The 17231-nt window shown below is 34.3% G+C and carries 14 protein-coding genes; 8 read left to right on the forward strand and 6 right to left on the reverse strand.

What is annotated here, in order from left to right; all coding sequences use genetic code 11:
• Positions 1-96 precede the first annotated feature (96 nt).
• The gene (locus tag BLV40_RS28920; RefSeq protein ID WP_211482123.1) at positions 97-273 is read left to right on the forward strand and encodes a hypothetical protein; all 177 of its coding nucleotides are present in this window, start codon (positions 97-99) and stop codon (positions 271-273) included.
• Between the two features lie 75 nt (positions 274-348).
• Here BLV40_RS28920 and BLV40_RS14155 read toward each other — a convergent pair whose 3' ends face one another.
• A complete protein-coding gene (locus tag BLV40_RS14155; protein WP_026591250.1) occupies positions 349-1602 on the reverse strand; it encodes an ATP-binding protein in 1254 nt (417 codons plus the stop codon).
• Between the two features lie 161 nt (positions 1603-1763).
• On the opposite strand from BLV40_RS14155, the gene BLV40_RS14160 reads away from it, so the two are divergent.
• The 3 genes from BLV40_RS14160 to BLV40_RS14170 all read left to right on the forward strand — a co-directional run bounded on the left by BLV40_RS14160 (position 1764) and on the right by BLV40_RS14170 (position 7086).
• Entirely contained in the window at positions 1764-2609 is an 846-nt protein-coding gene (locus BLV40_RS14160) for a DUF72 domain-containing protein (RefSeq protein WP_090691053.1), read from the forward strand.
• Between the two features lie 267 nt (positions 2610-2876).
• Positions 2877-4937 carry a hypothetical protein gene (locus BLV40_RS14165; protein ID WP_090691055.1) on the forward strand — a complete coding sequence of 687 codons (2061 nt, stop codon included), beginning with the start codon at positions 2877-2879 and terminating at the stop codon, positions 4935-4937.
• Positions 4938-5124: 187 nt separating this feature from the next.
• Positions 5125-7086, forward strand: coding sequence for a beta-propeller fold lactonase family protein (locus BLV40_RS14170; protein WP_090691057.1), 1962 nt, complete (start codon positions 5125-5127; stop codon positions 7084-7086).
• Between the two features lie 12 nt (positions 7087-7098).
• On the opposite strand, the gene BLV40_RS14175 is transcribed toward BLV40_RS14170, so the two are convergent.
• The 4 genes from BLV40_RS14175 to deoD all read right to left on the reverse strand — a co-directional run bounded on the left by BLV40_RS14175 (position 7099) and on the right by deoD (position 10771).
• Positions 7099-7293 carry a DUF3924 family protein gene (locus tag BLV40_RS14175; protein WP_026591246.1) on the reverse strand — a complete coding sequence of 65 codons (195 nt, stop codon included), beginning with the start codon at positions 7291-7293 and terminating at the stop codon, positions 7099-7101.
• Between the two features lie 130 nt (positions 7294-7423).
• Positions 7424-7954: a tyrosine-type recombinase/integrase gene (locus BLV40_RS14180; protein ID WP_026591245.1), complete on the reverse strand. Its 531-nt coding sequence runs from the start codon at positions 7952-7954 to the stop codon at positions 7424-7426.
• Between the two features lie 107 nt (positions 7955-8061).
• Positions 8062-9876: a sensor histidine kinase gene (locus BLV40_RS14185; RefSeq protein WP_026591244.1), complete on the reverse strand. Its 1815-nt coding sequence runs from the start codon at positions 9874-9876 to the stop codon at positions 8062-8064.
• Between the two features lie 190 nt (positions 9877-10066).
• Positions 10067-10771: a purine-nucleoside phosphorylase gene (deoD, locus tag BLV40_RS14190; RefSeq protein WP_026591243.1), complete on the reverse strand. Its 705-nt coding sequence runs from the start codon at positions 10769-10771 to the stop codon at positions 10067-10069.
• A gap of 621 nt (positions 10772-11392) precedes the next feature.
• Here deoD and BLV40_RS14195 point away from each other — a divergent pair.
• A complete protein-coding gene (locus tag BLV40_RS14195) occupies positions 11393-12175 on the forward strand; it encodes a hypothetical protein (RefSeq protein WP_139265535.1) in 783 nt (260 codons plus the stop codon).
• Between the two features lie 5 nt (positions 12176-12180).
• Here BLV40_RS14195 and mprF read toward each other — a convergent pair whose 3' ends face one another.
• Positions 12181-14763 (reverse strand): bifunctional lysylphosphatidylglycerol flippase/synthetase MprF, encoded by a 2583-nt coding sequence (gene mprF, locus BLV40_RS14200; RefSeq protein WP_026591241.1) that lies wholly within the window; start codon positions 14761-14763, stop codon positions 12181-12183.
• Between the two features lie 217 nt (positions 14764-14980).
• On the opposite strand from mprF, the gene BLV40_RS14205 reads away from it, so the two are divergent.
• From BLV40_RS14205 to BLV40_RS14215, 3 genes are all read left to right on the forward strand, one after another.
• Positions 14981-15370, forward strand: coding sequence for a hypothetical protein (locus BLV40_RS14205; protein ID WP_090691062.1), 390 nt, complete (start codon positions 14981-14983; stop codon positions 15368-15370).
• A gap of 23 nt (positions 15371-15393) precedes the next feature.
• Positions 15394-15885 (forward strand): DUF3907 family protein, encoded by a 492-nt coding sequence (locus BLV40_RS14210; protein ID WP_026591239.1) that lies wholly within the window; start codon positions 15394-15396, stop codon positions 15883-15885.
• Between the two features lie 384 nt (positions 15886-16269).
• Complete coding sequence (locus BLV40_RS14215) at positions 16270-17184, forward strand: superoxide dismutase (protein ID WP_090691064.1); 915 nt, start codon at positions 16270-16272, stop codon at positions 17182-17184.
• Positions 17185-17231: the final 47 nt, after the last annotated feature.

Consider the following 17231-nt stretch of genomic DNA (forward strand, 5'->3'; position numbering starts at 1 on the left):
CATATCATTGTCTTTGTTCTCTATCATACAGAATAAGCGTTAAGGTAGAGTAAATTTGAAGTAAAGACACGTAAAGAAGGACATCTAACATTTAAGATGGGAAGAATAGCCTCGAGTTCATCCTTACCGGAGTGTGTTGAGTTTGGAATGAAAGAAGAGACATTGAACTCATTAAGTTTTGTGCTATTTCTATATGAAAGAGGAAAAAATATAGAAGACATGTGGATTAAGAGATTGAGTAGTGAAGAACTTGGGGCATGTAAAAAAACATAAAATTGTATATTTTGAATATATTTATGTAGTTATATCAGTGGGGCTTTATCCCCACTGATTCTTTTTTAGAAGATGCTATAAGCCCGCTTCTTTTTGTGCCAATGGAATGGAGATGATAAATGTTGTTCCATTTTCATTACTAGAAACTTTTAGAGTTCCATTGTGATTTTGAATGATTTTTTTTGTTACTGATAATCCGAGGCCAGTTCCGGTATCTTTTGTAGAAAAGAATGGATCAAATATATATTCTTGAATCGATGGAGGAATACCAAATCCATTGTCTTGGAAAGTGACGCGAGCAAAATTATCCAAACGATGACTAGTGATTTGAATGGATAAAGGTCTATCACTTTTTGCATCCACAGCATTTTGGAATAAGTTTAGGAAAACTTGAACGAGCTCATATCGATCAATATTTACTAATATGTTTTCTAAATCGGAAGATAAATTATATTCAATAGAAATGTTATGTAAAAATACTTCACTAGCTAGTAGCTGTTGGATATATTCACGTAAAAAAGTATTGATGGGAAATGGTTCTCTTTTAAATTCGTGTGCTTTTGAAATAGATAAAAATTTAGTGATGATACTATTTGCACGATCTAATTCAGGAATGAGCAGATTTTGAAAGAGTTCTTTATTAGAAGGTGAAACGCTTTCTTGTAAAAATTGTAAATAACCACGTACTGTTGTAAGTGGATTACGAACTTCGTGTGCAATTCCAGCTGCAATTCGACCAGCTAATGCAAGTTTTTCAGCATCACGCTCGGTATTTAAATAATGAAAAACACTGATAACACGGAAAATTTCTCCATTATAATCACGAATAATACGATTGTTTATAATACCATAGTTTAAGTCTAATACTTCTTCATTGTAAATTTCTTGCCCGCTGTGTAATGTTTCTAAAGCTTTAATTTTTTCTTCTGGTAAGTTTAATAACTTTTGGATTGGTTCACCAATTATATCATTTCGTAATACGCCAAGATCGTCTGCTGCAGATTGGTTGCATAATGTAATGATACCTTTATTGTCAATGAAAGTGACATGATGTGAAAATGCATCAAAAATATGAACAAAGTACTTTTCAAGTTGCTCAAATAGAAATAAGGAATCACAAGTTAGTACAAGATTTGATTCTATATCTTCTTTTGGGATGTGATGAATGAAATGAGAAGTTCCTTTTTTATGTAATTGTAAACCTAGTTGTGAATTTTCGTATGTGAAATGATGGGGTAATTGATTTACCAACTGTTCATAAAACTGCACTTTCTTTTCTAATTCTTTTATTTGATTTTCATGAGATAAAGTAGTATCCTCTTGAATCATAAATAAATAACTCCTCAATTTAAAAATTCTTCCATCTAGTATATCATATTTTTATAAGGATGCTCTTGAGGAAAGCTGAAACTTTTTTAGCAGGCTGAACTATTTGTTTTCGTTAATTCAGTATGTATGGATTGACAAAAATAGGATAAGGAGGGATAAGGGTGATTTCTATTGGATTAACAGGATGGGGAGATCACGATTCTTTATATACGGATTCCTATGGAAATAGAAATAAATTGCGAACATATAGTGAGTATTTTCCTATTGTAGAAGTAGATAGTTCGTTCTATGCGATGCAACCAGTTAAGAATTATATGAAATGGGCCGGAGAAACACCAAAAGATTTTTCATTTGTTGTCAAAGCCTATCAGGGGATGACAGGACATATGCAGGGAGAGATTCCATTCTCTAATTTCGATGAGATGTTTGAAATGTTTAAACAATCTATTGTTCCGCTTCAAGAGGCACATAAATTAAAGGCGATATTATTTCAATATCCACCTTGGTTTGATTGTCAGAAGAAAAATGTCGATTTACTCCGTTATACAAAAGAAAAAATGGAAGGATTACCGTGTGCTATAGAGTTCCGAAATCAAACATGGTTTAATCCACATATGCATGATAAAACATTACAATTTTTAGAGCAGGAAAAGTGGATCCATACGATTTGTGATGAACCACAAGCTGGAATTGGTTCAGTTCCAATTGTATTAGAAGCGACTCATTCTGAAGTGACATTAATACGCTTTCATGGCCGCAATTTTCATGGATGGCTTGATAAAGGAGAAAATTGGCGAGCTGTGCGCTGTTTGTATCGTTATAATAAAAAAGAGTTAGAAGAATGGGTAGAAAGGTTACAGGTATTGCAGAAAAAGACGAAGAACATATATGTGTTATTTAATAATAATTCCGGCGGGGATGCTGCTGATAATGCAAAACAGCTTATGACGATGATGCACATTACATACGGCGAACCAAAACCGGAACAACTCAATTTATTTGAATAAAATTAAAAAAGAAAAACACTGTACAAACAGGGGGAATGTACAGTGTTTTTCTATATGAAAAAGAGGGGTAACAATGTTACTGAGCGTTTGTTTGATTCATCAATTGTTGGCTTCATAATAAATGATAATGGTTATCATTATCATTGTCAATACTTTTCTTAATATTTTTTGTAGAAAATTTAAAGTTTACAAAAAATTAATTTAATAATATAATGAAAACGTTTATTTGATAATAATTATCAATGTTAATTAAGGGAGCGGGAATGAATGAAAAAGCCATGGAAAGTCATGACGACAGTTGCTGTTGTTTCTTCACTTCTACTATCAGTAGGGTGTGCAGGGAAAAAAGAAGAAACGTCAAAAGAAAAAAATACATATCGTATACCAGTAACTGATTATTCGTTTGATACAGCAGCAAATATGTTTGCATATACGGAATTTGAATTGTCTGGGGAACCATTAGCAGAAGGACTTGGATTAGATTTAGACATATTGGATGCACAAAAACGAAATAAACCAACGAAATTTGATTACATGGCTGGAATTGAATCTTATGAGTACTCAGAAGAAGCAATGTATGAGGTTGTTGAGAAATCCGGTCTTGGACTGCATTTACTGCACGCACCAATTGTACAAAAAATGACAAAAGCAGAAAATAAAGATGTTCCTACTTGGTTAGAGAGTCGATTTTATACATTAGCTGATAGTGTAGGGTATCCACGTAAAGAAATATTTACAAATATGTACCCGACATTTATGGAATATGCTGGCGGTGATCCGCATTATACACAAAAGGTGGATACTTCTGTATATGCAGAAAACGATGATAAAACATATGTACCAGCGTACCAAATGGATTTTAAAACATTACGCTGGGATCGTACGAAAATGAATAAAACGTTAACACCAGCAGCGTACGGTTCAACGTTTTTAAAACAAACATTATGGGCTGGGGACTTTTTAGGTGGTTTCCATACATTAGATAAAGATGAAGAGTTAGAGGCAACATCAAGCACACAAGATAAAGATGCAAATATTCGCCTTGGAAAAAGTAGTGCAGATGGTATGCAAGGAGTGATTTTAACAGAAGAAATTTGGAATAAGCTTGCATATATTCGTGATGGATTATTTTATGATGCGAATGCAAAACAATTAACGAGCGGAATTGGAAGTAAATATAATCCAGATAACGGCCTTGTTTATTTACCACATGAGATTAAAGTAAATGAAGAAGAAAAAGGCGGAATTGCAAAAGCTGGCGGATTAGAAGTGAAAGATGCACGCAGTATGCTTCGTGATCAGTGGATGATATTATGGCCAACAGCAGAATTTTTCGGAATGACGGATCAACGTCCCGATAATAAAAATGTAAATCCAGCCTTCCAAGCGACATTCGATGGTGCGCCATTTGCCAAAGCGGTAGCAGAAAATACAGATCTTGATGTAGTGAATGATGTAAAAGCAGATGACCCATATTCTTTAAATCGTGATGTAATGCTACATGTATTTAAAAATATTGAAGCGATGCACTACAATAAAGAAACAGGAGCATTTGTTGCAGAGCATAGCGGAACAGAGCAAGGAAAACGAATTGATACATTTGATGCAAGTTATATGGTAGAAGCACTTCGTATGTTCCAGCGTGCGATTGATGGAATGCCAGTGGGATATGCCAGTGGTGCAGAGGCACAAGGGTTACAAACAGAAGAAGGAAAACGTGCACTTACTATGATTAAGACACAAGCAGACTTTTTGTTAAAAAATATGAAAACAAAAGATGGTTTCATAGCAAATGGCTATACAATCGGTAAAGGGGTAGATGAGGAACCTGTAACACTAGAAGCACAACTAGGAGCAATTCGTGGGTTAACAGCGGCCTTTCTAGCAACGAAAGATGAAACGTATCGCGTGGAAGCACGTAAACTATATGATTTAGTTGATCGTAAAATGTGGAATAAAGAAGCACGTGCATATGAAACGAAAAAAGGTGAAATGAAATATACACCATATACAGCTGGTAGCGTATCAGCAGTTTTACGCGTTGCATTACAAAACTTAAGTAACACAGATGCAGATAAAACGAAATATGATTCATTGGAACAAAAAGTAATTACTTCTCGTTATGTTGATTTTTATGAGCAAGTAATCAATGGACCATCATTAAAAGAAGGAATGCAAACAAGTGAATTTTGGGATACTGGAGATGTTTATATAAAAGGAAAGCTTGGAAATGCTGATAAGGATAACGTACCACAAATTCAAGCTGGGCATGGTAAGAATGGTATTGCTCCGGTTCTTGTAAATGTTGAAGTGAAAAAAGAGAAATAAGAAAAAGCAATTCATGGTAGTATTAAGACCGAACAAGTGTAGAAACTTGTTCGGTTTTTGTGAAGTAAGGGTGTAGTAAGATGATACATTCATTGATGAGATTTTATAGACTAGTATCCACCAGTTTAATTGTCAATTTTTAAGTGGTAGGAATGTTGTCTAATGAGGGATAAGAAGGAAGGGTCAGATGATGAAGCGCTTGTTTATTGCGGTTGTGTTGCTTCTATGCATTGGGGTGTTTGCGAGTTGCGAAGTGAAAATGTCAGGAAAAGAAGTAAAACGCGACGAAGCTGTTCATAGTAATAATATTATAGTAAGCAAAGATGGAAAATGGATTTATACTGCAAATATTGATGTAAATACTGTAACGGTGACAGATGTAAAAAGTAGAAAAGTAGTATCGGAGATTCCAGTTGGAAAAGAACCGAGACAATTAACAATAAGTCCAGATGAAAAGACATTATATGTTTCTTGTATGTATGATAATAAGATAGATGTTGTATCATTGGAAAAGAAAAAAGTGATTGATCGAATTGTAATAGAAATAGAGCCATTTGGTATTGTTACAAATCCAGATGGGACAAAGTTGTACGTATCAAATTTCCGTTCAGGGAATGTATCAGTTATTGATATTGATAAGAAAAAAACAATTCAAAAGATTCAAATTGGTGACCGTCCACGAACGTTAGCGATGACAAAAGACGGGAAAAAATTGTATGTGCCACATTATTTAGAGGGGAAAATTAGTGTTGTAGATACAGAGAGTAATAAAGTAAAGAAAGTAATTACGCTTGCTCCTTCCCCAGACAAAGAAGACCGTAAAAAGAGTCAAGGGGTTCCCAATACATTAGAGCAATTTGTAATTGCACCAGATGGTAAGACAGCTTGGGTGCCACACATGCTGACGAATACCGATACACCAATTCAATTTGAGGAAACTGTGTTTCCAGCTGTTTCAATTATCGATTTAGAAAAAGATGAAGAAGTTACAAAACAACGTAAGCAATTATTTGAAGCGATGAATGTGAAAGATACAAAGAATGAAACAATGATTGTGTCTAATCCATACGATGTAGTTTTTAATGAAAAAGGGACGAAAGTATTTGTTGTTATGTCAGGTAGTGAAGATCTTGTCATGTTTGATCTAACTCGCGGTGGCAATGCGACACAAATTGTAAGACGCATTCCAGGAAGTAACCCGCGGGGGATTATTTTACTTCCAAAAGAAAACACGTTGGCTGTTCATAATGCAATGAGTCATGACCTGGCATTTCTACAAACAGGTGGCGATGATTCATACGCAAAGGTGAAAGCTGATAAGAAGACAGTTAAATTAATTGAAAAAGATTCTTTACCAAAACTAGTACGCGAAGGGAAAGAAATTTTTTATAGTGCAAATAGTGATAAGTATGCAACAACAATAACCGGAAACAACTGGATGAGTTGTGTGACGTGTCATAGTGATGGAGAAATTAATGGGTTATCATTGATGACACCAAAAGGGAAACGAAATGTACCAAGTAATGTTTTAACTACTCAAACAGGTTTATTTATGTGGGATGGATCACGTGATGATTTCACAGATTATATTCATACTGTACAAGGTGAAATGGGGGGGATGATGGAATTAGATCCAGGAAAAGAGATTCCAAAAGATGCCCAGCATATGTATGATGCGCTGCAGGCATTTTTAGATGATCCTAATTCATTCCCAGTACCAAAGAGCCCGTATCGTCAAGCTGATGGCTCGTTAACTCCTACGGCCAAAGACGGAGAGCAATTGTTTAAAGGAAAGGCAAATTGCTTAACATGCCACGGCGGAGAGAATTTGACCAATAGTACAAAAGCGATAGATGAAAATGGAAAGTTGACAACGAATAATACAAATTTCCTTTATAATATTGGAACTGCGAATGAAACAGATACAGGCTATGAGGGTGACGCACGCGGTAGTTTTCAAAATAAGCGGCAAAAAGGATTTTTTGATCCACCAACACTTCGTGGTGTAGGGGCAACAGCACCATATTTACATGATGGTAGTGCAAAAACAATTGAGGAAGCAGTGGAGAAGCATCAATATGAAGAAAAGCCACAGTTATCTAAACAGGAAGTTCATGCAATTGCAGAATATGTAAAAGCGATTCAATAGAAAAAGAACAGCTTAGCGCTGTTCTTTTTCATTTACATATTGTTGTAAATCAAATGGAGTTATTTCTTGAATAAACTCTCTTGAGATAAGTGATTGAACAAGAGTGCTTTCTGAAATTGTAGCACCTGTTTTCTTTTGATATGCTTGTTTTAATAAGCCGAGTTTTTCTGCTGTTTCTTTTGGTAATTCAATTGTTAGTGTGTTCATAATTTCTCCCCCTTATTACTAGAGTACCACTACGAAATAAGAGAAACAAGAAAAGAGAAAATGAAACATAAAAAAGGTTACCAAGTTTAAAGTTGGCAACCTTTTTTATGTATAAGAACCATGTTTGTTTTTATGCAATACCGATATATTTTAAAGTTTTTGATGGGGTACTGTGATCAAAGAAGTGTTGTAAGAATGCAATATCAACACCAGATTTGTATGCACAATATCCCCAAGTTTTTCGCAGTGTATGTGAGCTAATCCCTTCTAAACCAACTTCTTTTGCAGCTTTGTTTAAAATATACCATGCATGCTGTCTTGTAATGGATTTTGTTCCTTTTTGCGATTTTAATAATGGTTCATTTCGCTTCCATATTTTACGCTCTCTCATATAATCTTCGATTGCATGCTGTAAATCTTCATTTACAGCAAACCATTTATGTTTTTTTACTTTTTCATTGTAAAATAAAATGGAGTGACGAACATTTTCATTTTCATCGATGACATCACCGACTTTTAATTGTAAAATCTCACTTACTTTTAGACCGGAATTTACAGCTAGTACGAATAGTAAGCCATCACGTTTCGAAGATTGTAAAAGTATATTTTTGATTTTTTCTAATTGTGTTTCGTTTTGAATAGGTTGTCCTGCTTGTTTCATTTCACGCACTCTCCTCTGTTATGTGTGTAAAGGAAAGGATTAACTTGTTTATAACTATAAAGGGAGAGTGTGAATTTCATGTGAACTCCTGGTGAAGTTAAGACAAATTATTTGACTTCTTTTATTTTTTGTAAATCAAAATAAAAAACGACGCTATCATTAGTATTATACACACCGTATTCGGCATGATGAAGTTCTAAGATGTTTTTTACGATTGATAGACCAAGGCCAGTTCCTCCAGTATGGCGGCTACGGGAAGCATCTAGACGATAGAAGCGATCCCATATTTTTTCTAAACTTTCATTTGGGATTGGATTACCAGTGTTTTCAATTTCCACTTTTACTTTTTCTTCATTTTCTATGATGCGAATACGAATCTCTTTACCATCAGGTGTATAGCGAATTGCGTTACTGAGTAAATTTACAACAACTTGCTCAATTCGATTGCGATTTGCTTCAACATGTATAGAAGGATTTGCATCAATTTCTACTTGTAAGTGTTTTTCCTCCATACTAAATAATAGCTTTGTATACACTTGGTGAACAAGTTCACCGATTGAAAAAGTATTCATTTCTAGTTTATACGTACCAGATTCTAGTTTTGCTAATTCTAACATTTCGACGATGAGTCGATTCATGTTTTCTGTTTCCTCTAAAATCACATCTGTATAGTAAGTAGTATCTTTGCTGACACCATCTTTAATTCCTTCAGCAAAGCTTCTAATCACACTAAGTGGCGTTTTTAATTCATGAGATACACCAGAAATGAATTCTTTTCTCGTCTTTTCTAATTGACGTTCTCGCTCGATGTCTTGCTGTAATTTTGTATTTGCAACGTTTAATCGATCTATTCGGTCTTTTAGGTTTACGGATAACGTATTAATACTACTAGATAAACCAGCGATTTCATCATCCGCTGAAACAGGTAATTTTTCACTGAAATCGAAGTTAGCCATTTTTTTGGTCACTCGATTTATTTTAATAAGCGGTTTGACAATCATCTTTGAATAATAAAAAGATAATAAAATAATAACGAGAAATACGATAATTAATGCATAGACATAATAATCTTTTAAAACAAGCATTGCTTCATTTACAGGTTGTAAGGAGGTCGTTGCAAAAGCAAATTCTTTAATTTTACCGTTTTCCATGACTGGCTTTACAAAAATTTGGCTTTTTCCATTCTCCTCTTCTCCGATTGTAAATGTTGTCAATTCATTGGAATTGGTTTTGCCTAGTATTACAGATAATTCCCAATGTTGAATCCCTTGTAATGTCTCTAAATTATTTGCGAGACGAAGGTCGTTTTTAGAAGGAAGATGTATTTTTGATACAATTCCTTCAAATGTATGAATGCCAAGTCTTGTGTCTTTTGCGTATTTGTTTTTCTTAGCGTTTGTCCAATCAATATTGAATAATTTAAAGTCAGAAATGATATTATCATTTTTCCATGAATTATAACGAGTCGTAATCGTAACGGGTATAATTACGTCTTTTTTTAAAATTCCATCTATGAGAATAACATCATTATTTTTTAACTGTAAATTCATAAACTTGGTATATTCATCAATTGTTAAAATATTGTTGAGTGGAATGGAATACGTTTTATTGGATTTATCGACAATCTCAATATAGTAATTATTTTCATCTTTTATAATTCCATTTGGATCTAATAAAACGACATCAGCGTTTGTTTTTTCGTGAAAGTCTTGTTTGAGCTTCCTTATTTCCTCAAATGTCCTGTCACTTTTTTCATAATTTGATAAAAACTTTTCAAAAGCAGTTTGAACGGTTTGAACTTTTTTATTAATATAAAATTTTTCTAAAAACAACGATTGCCCAAGGAAAAAAAGGAGGAAGGTAACAGTAAATAATGTTGATGTTAATAAAAATAGTTTAAAGACAATACTTCTCTTTTTCACTTCTTCACCTCACAAAAGAATACCCGTATAAATATTTTCTTTATTATAACAAACGAAAAAAGAAAGAAGAGACTAAAAATCTGTCTCTCTTTGAAGCAGTTTTTTTAAAAAAGTCATATAAAGTAATTCTTTAATTTAGAAAATGACAAAAAAGAACTCGCCAGACGTATGACAAGTTCTTTTTGCATTATTATTGAATCGCCGCGTCTAAAGCAATTTCAATCATTTCGTTAAATGTAGTTTGACGTTCTTCAGATGTTGTTTCTTCTCCAGTGAAGATGTGGTCACTTACTGTTAATACAGATAATGCATTTACACCGTATTTCGCCGCTAATGTATAAAGTGCAGTTGTTTCCATTTCTACAGCTAATACGCCGTATTCACCAAGTTTTTTTACCATGTCCATGCTTTCACGGTAGAACACATCTGCTGTTAAAACATTACCAACGCGAACGTGTAATCCCTTTTCTGTTCCAGCATCATATGCTTTCTTTAAAAGATCGAAGTTTGCAGCTGGTGCAAAGTCAAATCCAGGGAATGTTAAACGATTCATGTTAGAGTCTGTACAAGCCGTCATTGCAATAATTACGTCGCGAACTTTTACATCTTTTTGAATCGCACCACATGTACCTACGCGAATTAAGTTTTTCACTCCATAGCTTTGGATTAATTCGTTAACATAAATAGAAATAGAAGGTACACCCATGCCTGTTCCTTGAACAGAGACACGTTTCCCTTTGTAAGTTCCCGTGAATCCTAACATACCACGTACATTGTTATAGCAAGTTACATCTTCTAGAAATGTTTCTGCGATATATTTTGCACGTAATGGATCACCAGGTAGTAAAATAGACTCAGCAATTTCACCCTGTGTTGCTTCAATATGAACGCTCATAAAAATCCTCCTTGTTATGTATCGATATAAATCAACATCATTTGCATTATATACTAGGAATTCTATCAAGTGAACTACTCGCCACGCTAATGCGTAAAGTTGGGAGTTTCTCAGTTCCAAGCCGAAAGTAACCTTTTATCTGCTTAAGCGCTACTTTCCGTAGTCTCTACGGTAGATAACTGACGATTGGAGATTCTTTCTGGTGCCTGGATTATTTCACGAGTAGAAGCGTTCGCTTTTTTTCGCATTTTAATTGTCCACTTAACTGTATATAATCAATTGTCAAAGAACACTTCATAATTAGAGTATAACAATAAAAGATATGCTTTGCTACGTAAAAAGTCAATACATCCTCCGTCTATTTGTTTGGATAATGCACCTTCACATGAGTTACAGAAGAAGACTTTAAGTTTGTTGAAAAATTTTACTTGTTTGTAGTATATAAGATACCCTATTTTCAATAATTGGCTATGTAATTTGCAATTTGGCGATATTTTTCTTCTAATAGGAACTTTATTGTATTTCATAGAGGATTTTTATAAAAAAAATAGAATGAATTTTTTTATAATATTCTGTTCAGAAAGATAGTTGTATGAATTGCGTCACGATTTATAAAATAGTATGGCAGGTGATTGTTTGAAAAATCTTGTCATTGGGCTAATTGCTTTACTACTTATTGTAGCTGGTGGATTCTACATGCAAAAGTATAAAGGAACGAAAGAAACAGCAGGAGACATTCGAGAAGTAAAATGGGATATGAAAAATGGAGAGGGAACTGAAAAGGTAGATATTACATTTCAATTGTTTAATAAGAATAACAACGAAATTCGTGGAGTAAATGATCGTATTCGGGCTATTATTGTAGATGAGCAGTTAAAGGGAATTCAGCACATTAAACCTGCATTTGCTGGAAATGGCTCTTATAAGCTATCGGCAAGTGGGGCGAAAGGTAAAGCTTATACGGTTTTCTTATATGAGGATCATAGTAAAACAGAACAGTCCTTTTCTAAGAAAAATTTTGGGGGAGAGGAAAAAGAGAAGAAACAAAAGGATTTAATAGAAGACACAGTACTTACAAAAAAAATTGGTGATTACCAAATGTCACTTTTATTTGAAGCGTTACACCCAAATGAAGCTGCTACACTGACATTTCAGCTGCAAATGAAAAAAGGAGAAAGTGCGAAATTTAGTTCAGGTACTGGAGAAAATGCTGCACTTTATATCGTAGATGAAAAACGTGAACATTTCTTATATGCATTCCCTGTAAATGAAGAAGAGCAGCTGCAATATCGTATTACATTTCCAGAAGAAGGGACATATAAAATGTGGGGCACATTTTATATAAATGAAAAAAAGTATGAAAAGGAATTTATAATAAGAGTTCAGAAACGAAAAAACAGCTAGTATCTCTAGCTGTTTTTTCGTTTTCCTATTAATTTTGTTACGGCAAGCATTGTAATTGGTAAGGAATGATTTTTTCGGAATGCTAAATATTTCCCGCTCCAAGTTGGTTTGTATTTCTCTTTAAAATGTCGTAATCCACTAAAGCTATACGTATAACGAACATTATTGAAAATTGCTGCAGCGACACGCTCAGACCAAAAGGATTGTGTAGATAAACCAACATTAGAAAGTGGAGCCATACCAATGTTAAAGGAATGATAATCGTTTTCTTTTGCCCATTGGAATAAATGGATAAAGATTGTATCCATAATCCCTCCAGGGGCATCAGGGTAATAGCGCATTAAATCAACAGAAAGTTTACCAGGTTGGTAAACGGGCATAAACGTTGTAAATGCAATGATTTTTCCCTCAGTATCAGATAAAGTTGCAATAGGGGCACGATTTATATACTCACGATCAAAGTATCCAAGAGAAAAGCCCTTTTCTTTTTTTCCTCCAAGCCAAGCGTCTGAAACTATTTTTAATTCCTCATATAACTCATCTGAAAATGGTGGTTGATGGATGGAAAATGTATAACCTTCCCGTTCAAAACGGTTAAAAGTTGCACGTAATCCAGCACGTTTTTTCCCTGATATAGTAAACGTGTTTAAATCAACAACAGCCTCTTCACCAAGTTTAAAGAAGTTATAGCCAAAGTCATGATATAAGCTCATCCATTTGCTTTCAATTTGATAGAAAACGCAAATATATCCGAATCGATCTGCTTCAGCTAAAAATTCTTGTAGTACTATGCGGAATGAAGACGGATTCCCAATTGGATCGCCAAGTACAACAAGTCTTTTCCCTGTTGTTGAAAATAAAAGAAGTGCTTTTCCATCACTACTAAAGAAGAATTGCTTATCTCCTAGAAAACCGAGATGACTTAGTACATTTCCGCCATATTCATCTAAGAAGTTTTGCAAACGTTTAGCGCTTGCTGGTTGCCCAGGAAATACGCTACGGTACCGATTCGCGATAAGAGAAGCGATGAGTAAAAAGGTTGGAACAAAGAAAGCAGCTGCAAGTGCACTTTGCTTTACTTGTGTAATGTTACGAACGACAAAATCAGGTTTGAAAGCTTCTTTTGCTCCTGCAAATAGGATACCTAAATTTTTATATAAGTATAATGTTAGCAGTAAAAATATAAATACTTTTACTACATCAGAAAGTGAAACTTCCATTTTCTCACGCACAAATCTTTTGCGAAGCATATATAATACGGCAAGTACGATTAGTAAAATAAAAGTCTCTTCAATGTCGATTCCTTTTAGCGTATTAAAAATGGCTGCTCCAATTAAAGAAATAATCGTCATATAGTAGGAACGTTTTGTCCCATAATAAATACCTCTTGATAGAATAAGGAGTAGAATTCCAAATGTTAATGATAAGCTAAAAGAAAATTGAATGAGATATTTTGGAGCTAAAATATGTAATGCATGAGCACGATTTACACTCGTCGGTAAAATGGTTGATAAGATAACCATTAAGCCAGCAAAAACTGTTAAAGCAGCGGATGCCCATGAGCCTAGCTTTCCTAAAAAATCACGTTGCAATGTCCAAATGACACCTGTTGTTTCCAGGGCAGGTGCAATAAATGGTTTATCTTCAATCTTTTTTAGAGCAGCTCCAGTCATTTCGAAAGCCGCAAAAATTAAACCGAGGCAAAATGGTAAAATATAGTATACAAGTCGGTATAATAACATGGCAGGTAACAGTACACCTGTATCAATACCGTATTGACCCATCCCAGATAGAAAGACAAGGTCAAATGAACCGAGACCACCTGGTACAAGACTGACCACCCCTGCTAATGCAGCAATAACATAAACACCTAAAAACTTTCGGAAATCAATGTCAATTCCAAATAAAATTAAAATAACATACATGACGATGCCGGCAGAAACCCATTCCATTAACGAAACAAGTGAATATAGAACGGTTGGATTCTTTTCCTTTGTTTCTTCTTGTCCTTCTATGTGTTGCTTTTTTCGATTTTTAATTTTGGAGAACCCAATATAAAGCGGTACAAAAAGAGCAAAAAAGATGAGGACAGGCCATAGCCAAGGTTTTTCATGTAATATAAAGGTTGTATCTAGTATTCCTATAAGACCGAGGAATGAGAGAAGGGATAATCCATTTATAAAAGCAGTTGTCATCCAAGCAATGCTTTTGATAAGTTTACCATTCTCTTTTACGTGAGGGCGATATAACATTGTCCGTATACCCGCTCCAACAAGTCCACCAAAACCGATAAATCCATTCAAGGTGTTAGCAATCCAAGAAACACGGAAGATCTTTTGAACAGGCACATCTGCTTTTAAATAGCGGAGCATAACAAAGTCATAAAAGAACATTGTTGAAACAGCAAATGCACCGAGCGTAATAGCTAAAAAGACTCCTCCAGTCGGAATGTTTTTAATTGTTTCAATAGCTTCTTGAAATGAAATACCTGACAATTCTTTCTTAGCTTGAAAGAATACAATTGTCAAGACAACAAATGGGAAAATGATTTTTCCAATTTGTAAGAAACGTTTCCACGAAAACGACATAAATACAACTCTCCTTGCATAAGAAAACTGAGACAATATTCTTATTATGACAAACTTCATGGAAAATAAAAAGGTAAATTGAAGGATATATAAACTATTTTTTATATAAATATAAAAATATCATATATTTTTTACTAAGAATGAATAATGAATTAAAATTTGTTTATTCAGAAAAATAAGTTAAAATGAAACAAAATAAGGAAGAGAGGGAAAGTGGATGGTTATTATAGGTTACGCAGGCTATGAGCTAGAAAAAGCACAACCTAATACATCAGAAGATTTCTTTAATCGATCTGAAGTAACGTATATTTTGGGTGAACAAGAAAAAACATTTTCTGTCTTATATGTGCGTTATTTTGAAGAAATTTTGCAAGAAATTACTCCGTTTGAAGGAAATCCAGTTTTTAAAATAGAAGAACAAGACATATATTTACGTGATATCGTTGCTTTAGCTTGCTTTATTAAGAATAAAGAACTTCGTGGACAAAAGCGTGTATATATTAATGGAATAGAGGAGTTTCAAAAATATTTTGATGATGAAACAGTGGTAAAAGTACAAGACATAATGATTCAGTTACATAAAAATAAAAAAGTAGAACTAGCGTAAAATGGCAAAGGAGAGAAAAGGATATGTCTAATTCAATGGTTGAAAATCAAACGCATCAAGTTTCTGAATTTTTAGAAGAAGTTGTTGATTTAATGACGGATTTTGTTAATTATCATACATTACCTTCTTTATTAGAAGAGTCACCAGAAGGGAATAAACATTATTATGAAGGTTTATTATCATCATTAAGACGACTCCTTGTATTTTGTGAAGAAGGCTTGGATGCGTGTCTTGTTTTATTGAGTAGTCAACCATTTCGAAAAATGGCTGCCGAGAAAACATTATATAAAATTTATCATCAAGTAATTGCTGAATTCTTTTCACCAAAAAGTGATCAGTGGTATGAAAATAGTCGGTCGGCATATACAGGGAAAAATTCCATTGCATTTCAACAAATACCACCTCGCTCAATCGAAAAAGTAATGCAAGAATTAGAAAGTAAGTTCCAAACAATGCGTGAGGAGCTGGAATATTACGAAACGGACTATCAAACAAAGATGTTACACAAGTATTAGTATAAGATTGGAAGGAAATTATTTTCATTAGGTGGGAGAGAGGATTTGGCCATGGATAGAGGTGGTCAGATCCTTTTTCAGCCTTATCCGAAGTGAGAACAAAAGAAGAACATCAGTAGGGCTTTCTTTTTATCTACATAGCAGTGATTTGCAGGTAGAAAGCATTTCTGAATTGACGAACTGATAGAAAATTATTTTTTAGATGGGGGTTGGGCTGAACGTAAACATTCGATTGGTGAGGGTTGATTAAAGTTTCAATTTACATAAGTATTAGAGAATGCTAAAAGAAGCTAGCGAAAGACTAGCTTCTTTTACTTTTTTGTAGGGTATATACAATGCGGACGCTGAATATAGTTAAAGTGGATAGCGTTGAGGGGGTGTCGTATGAATCAGCAAGGGGTATTTACGGATTACTTTTATGAAGTAGAAAATTGGTGTGAAAGTGTGTTACATGTATTAGATAGTCGTGCAACTGAAGTGTATGACGTCCATATGCTTGCTTATAAAATTCAAACGCTGCTAGATCGTATGAAAGAAAATGAGTATGAAACAGATGCTGAATTACTGTATGAGATAAGTGATGATGTGGAACATATTCAAAATCATTTACAAGAAGTATTTATGCAAGAAAGTGAACAATATGAATTGCATGAAAGAACGTATGCTGAACGATCTGTTCCAATAGGGGGTCACACGCTTCCGCCACTACCCTATCCATACAATGCACTAGAACCATATATTTCTCGAGAAATTATGATGTTACATCATGATAAACATCATCGGAGTTATGTGGAAGGGCTGAATAAAGCGGAAAAAATGATGGAAGAAGCAAGGAAAACAAACCAATTTGATTTAATAAAGCATTGGGAAAGAGAAGCGGCTTTTCACGGTTCAGGCCATTATTTACACACGATATTTTGGAATAACATGAAAAAAGATGGGGGCGGAGGTCCAAGAGGGGCATTATCTCGAGAAATCGAGAATAATTTTGGAAGCTTTTTACGTTTTCAGAAGCACTTTACAGAAGCTGCATCGAAGGTAGAAGGATCTGGGTGGGCTATTCTTGTATGGGTTCCTCGTGCGGGAAGGTTAGAAATTCTACAAAGTACCCTTCATCAATTATTCACACAGTGGGATACAATACCGTTACTTGTGCTTGATGTATGGGAACACGCATATTACTTGCAGTACCAAAATCGAAAAGATGAGTACATTAAAAATTGGTGGAATGTTGTAAATTGGCCGGATGTGGAAAAGCGCTATGAAAGTGCAAAACAGCTTGAGTGGACACCGTATTAGACGCATATTTGTGCGTCTTTTTTTGCTGGTAAAAAAGAATATTTCGT

This window comes from Bacillus sp. 166amftsu (genome assembly GCF_900107445.1).
In the GTDB taxonomy this organism is placed as follows: domain Bacteria; phylum Bacillota; class Bacilli; order Bacillales; family Bacillaceae_G; genus Bacillus_A; species Bacillus_A arachidis.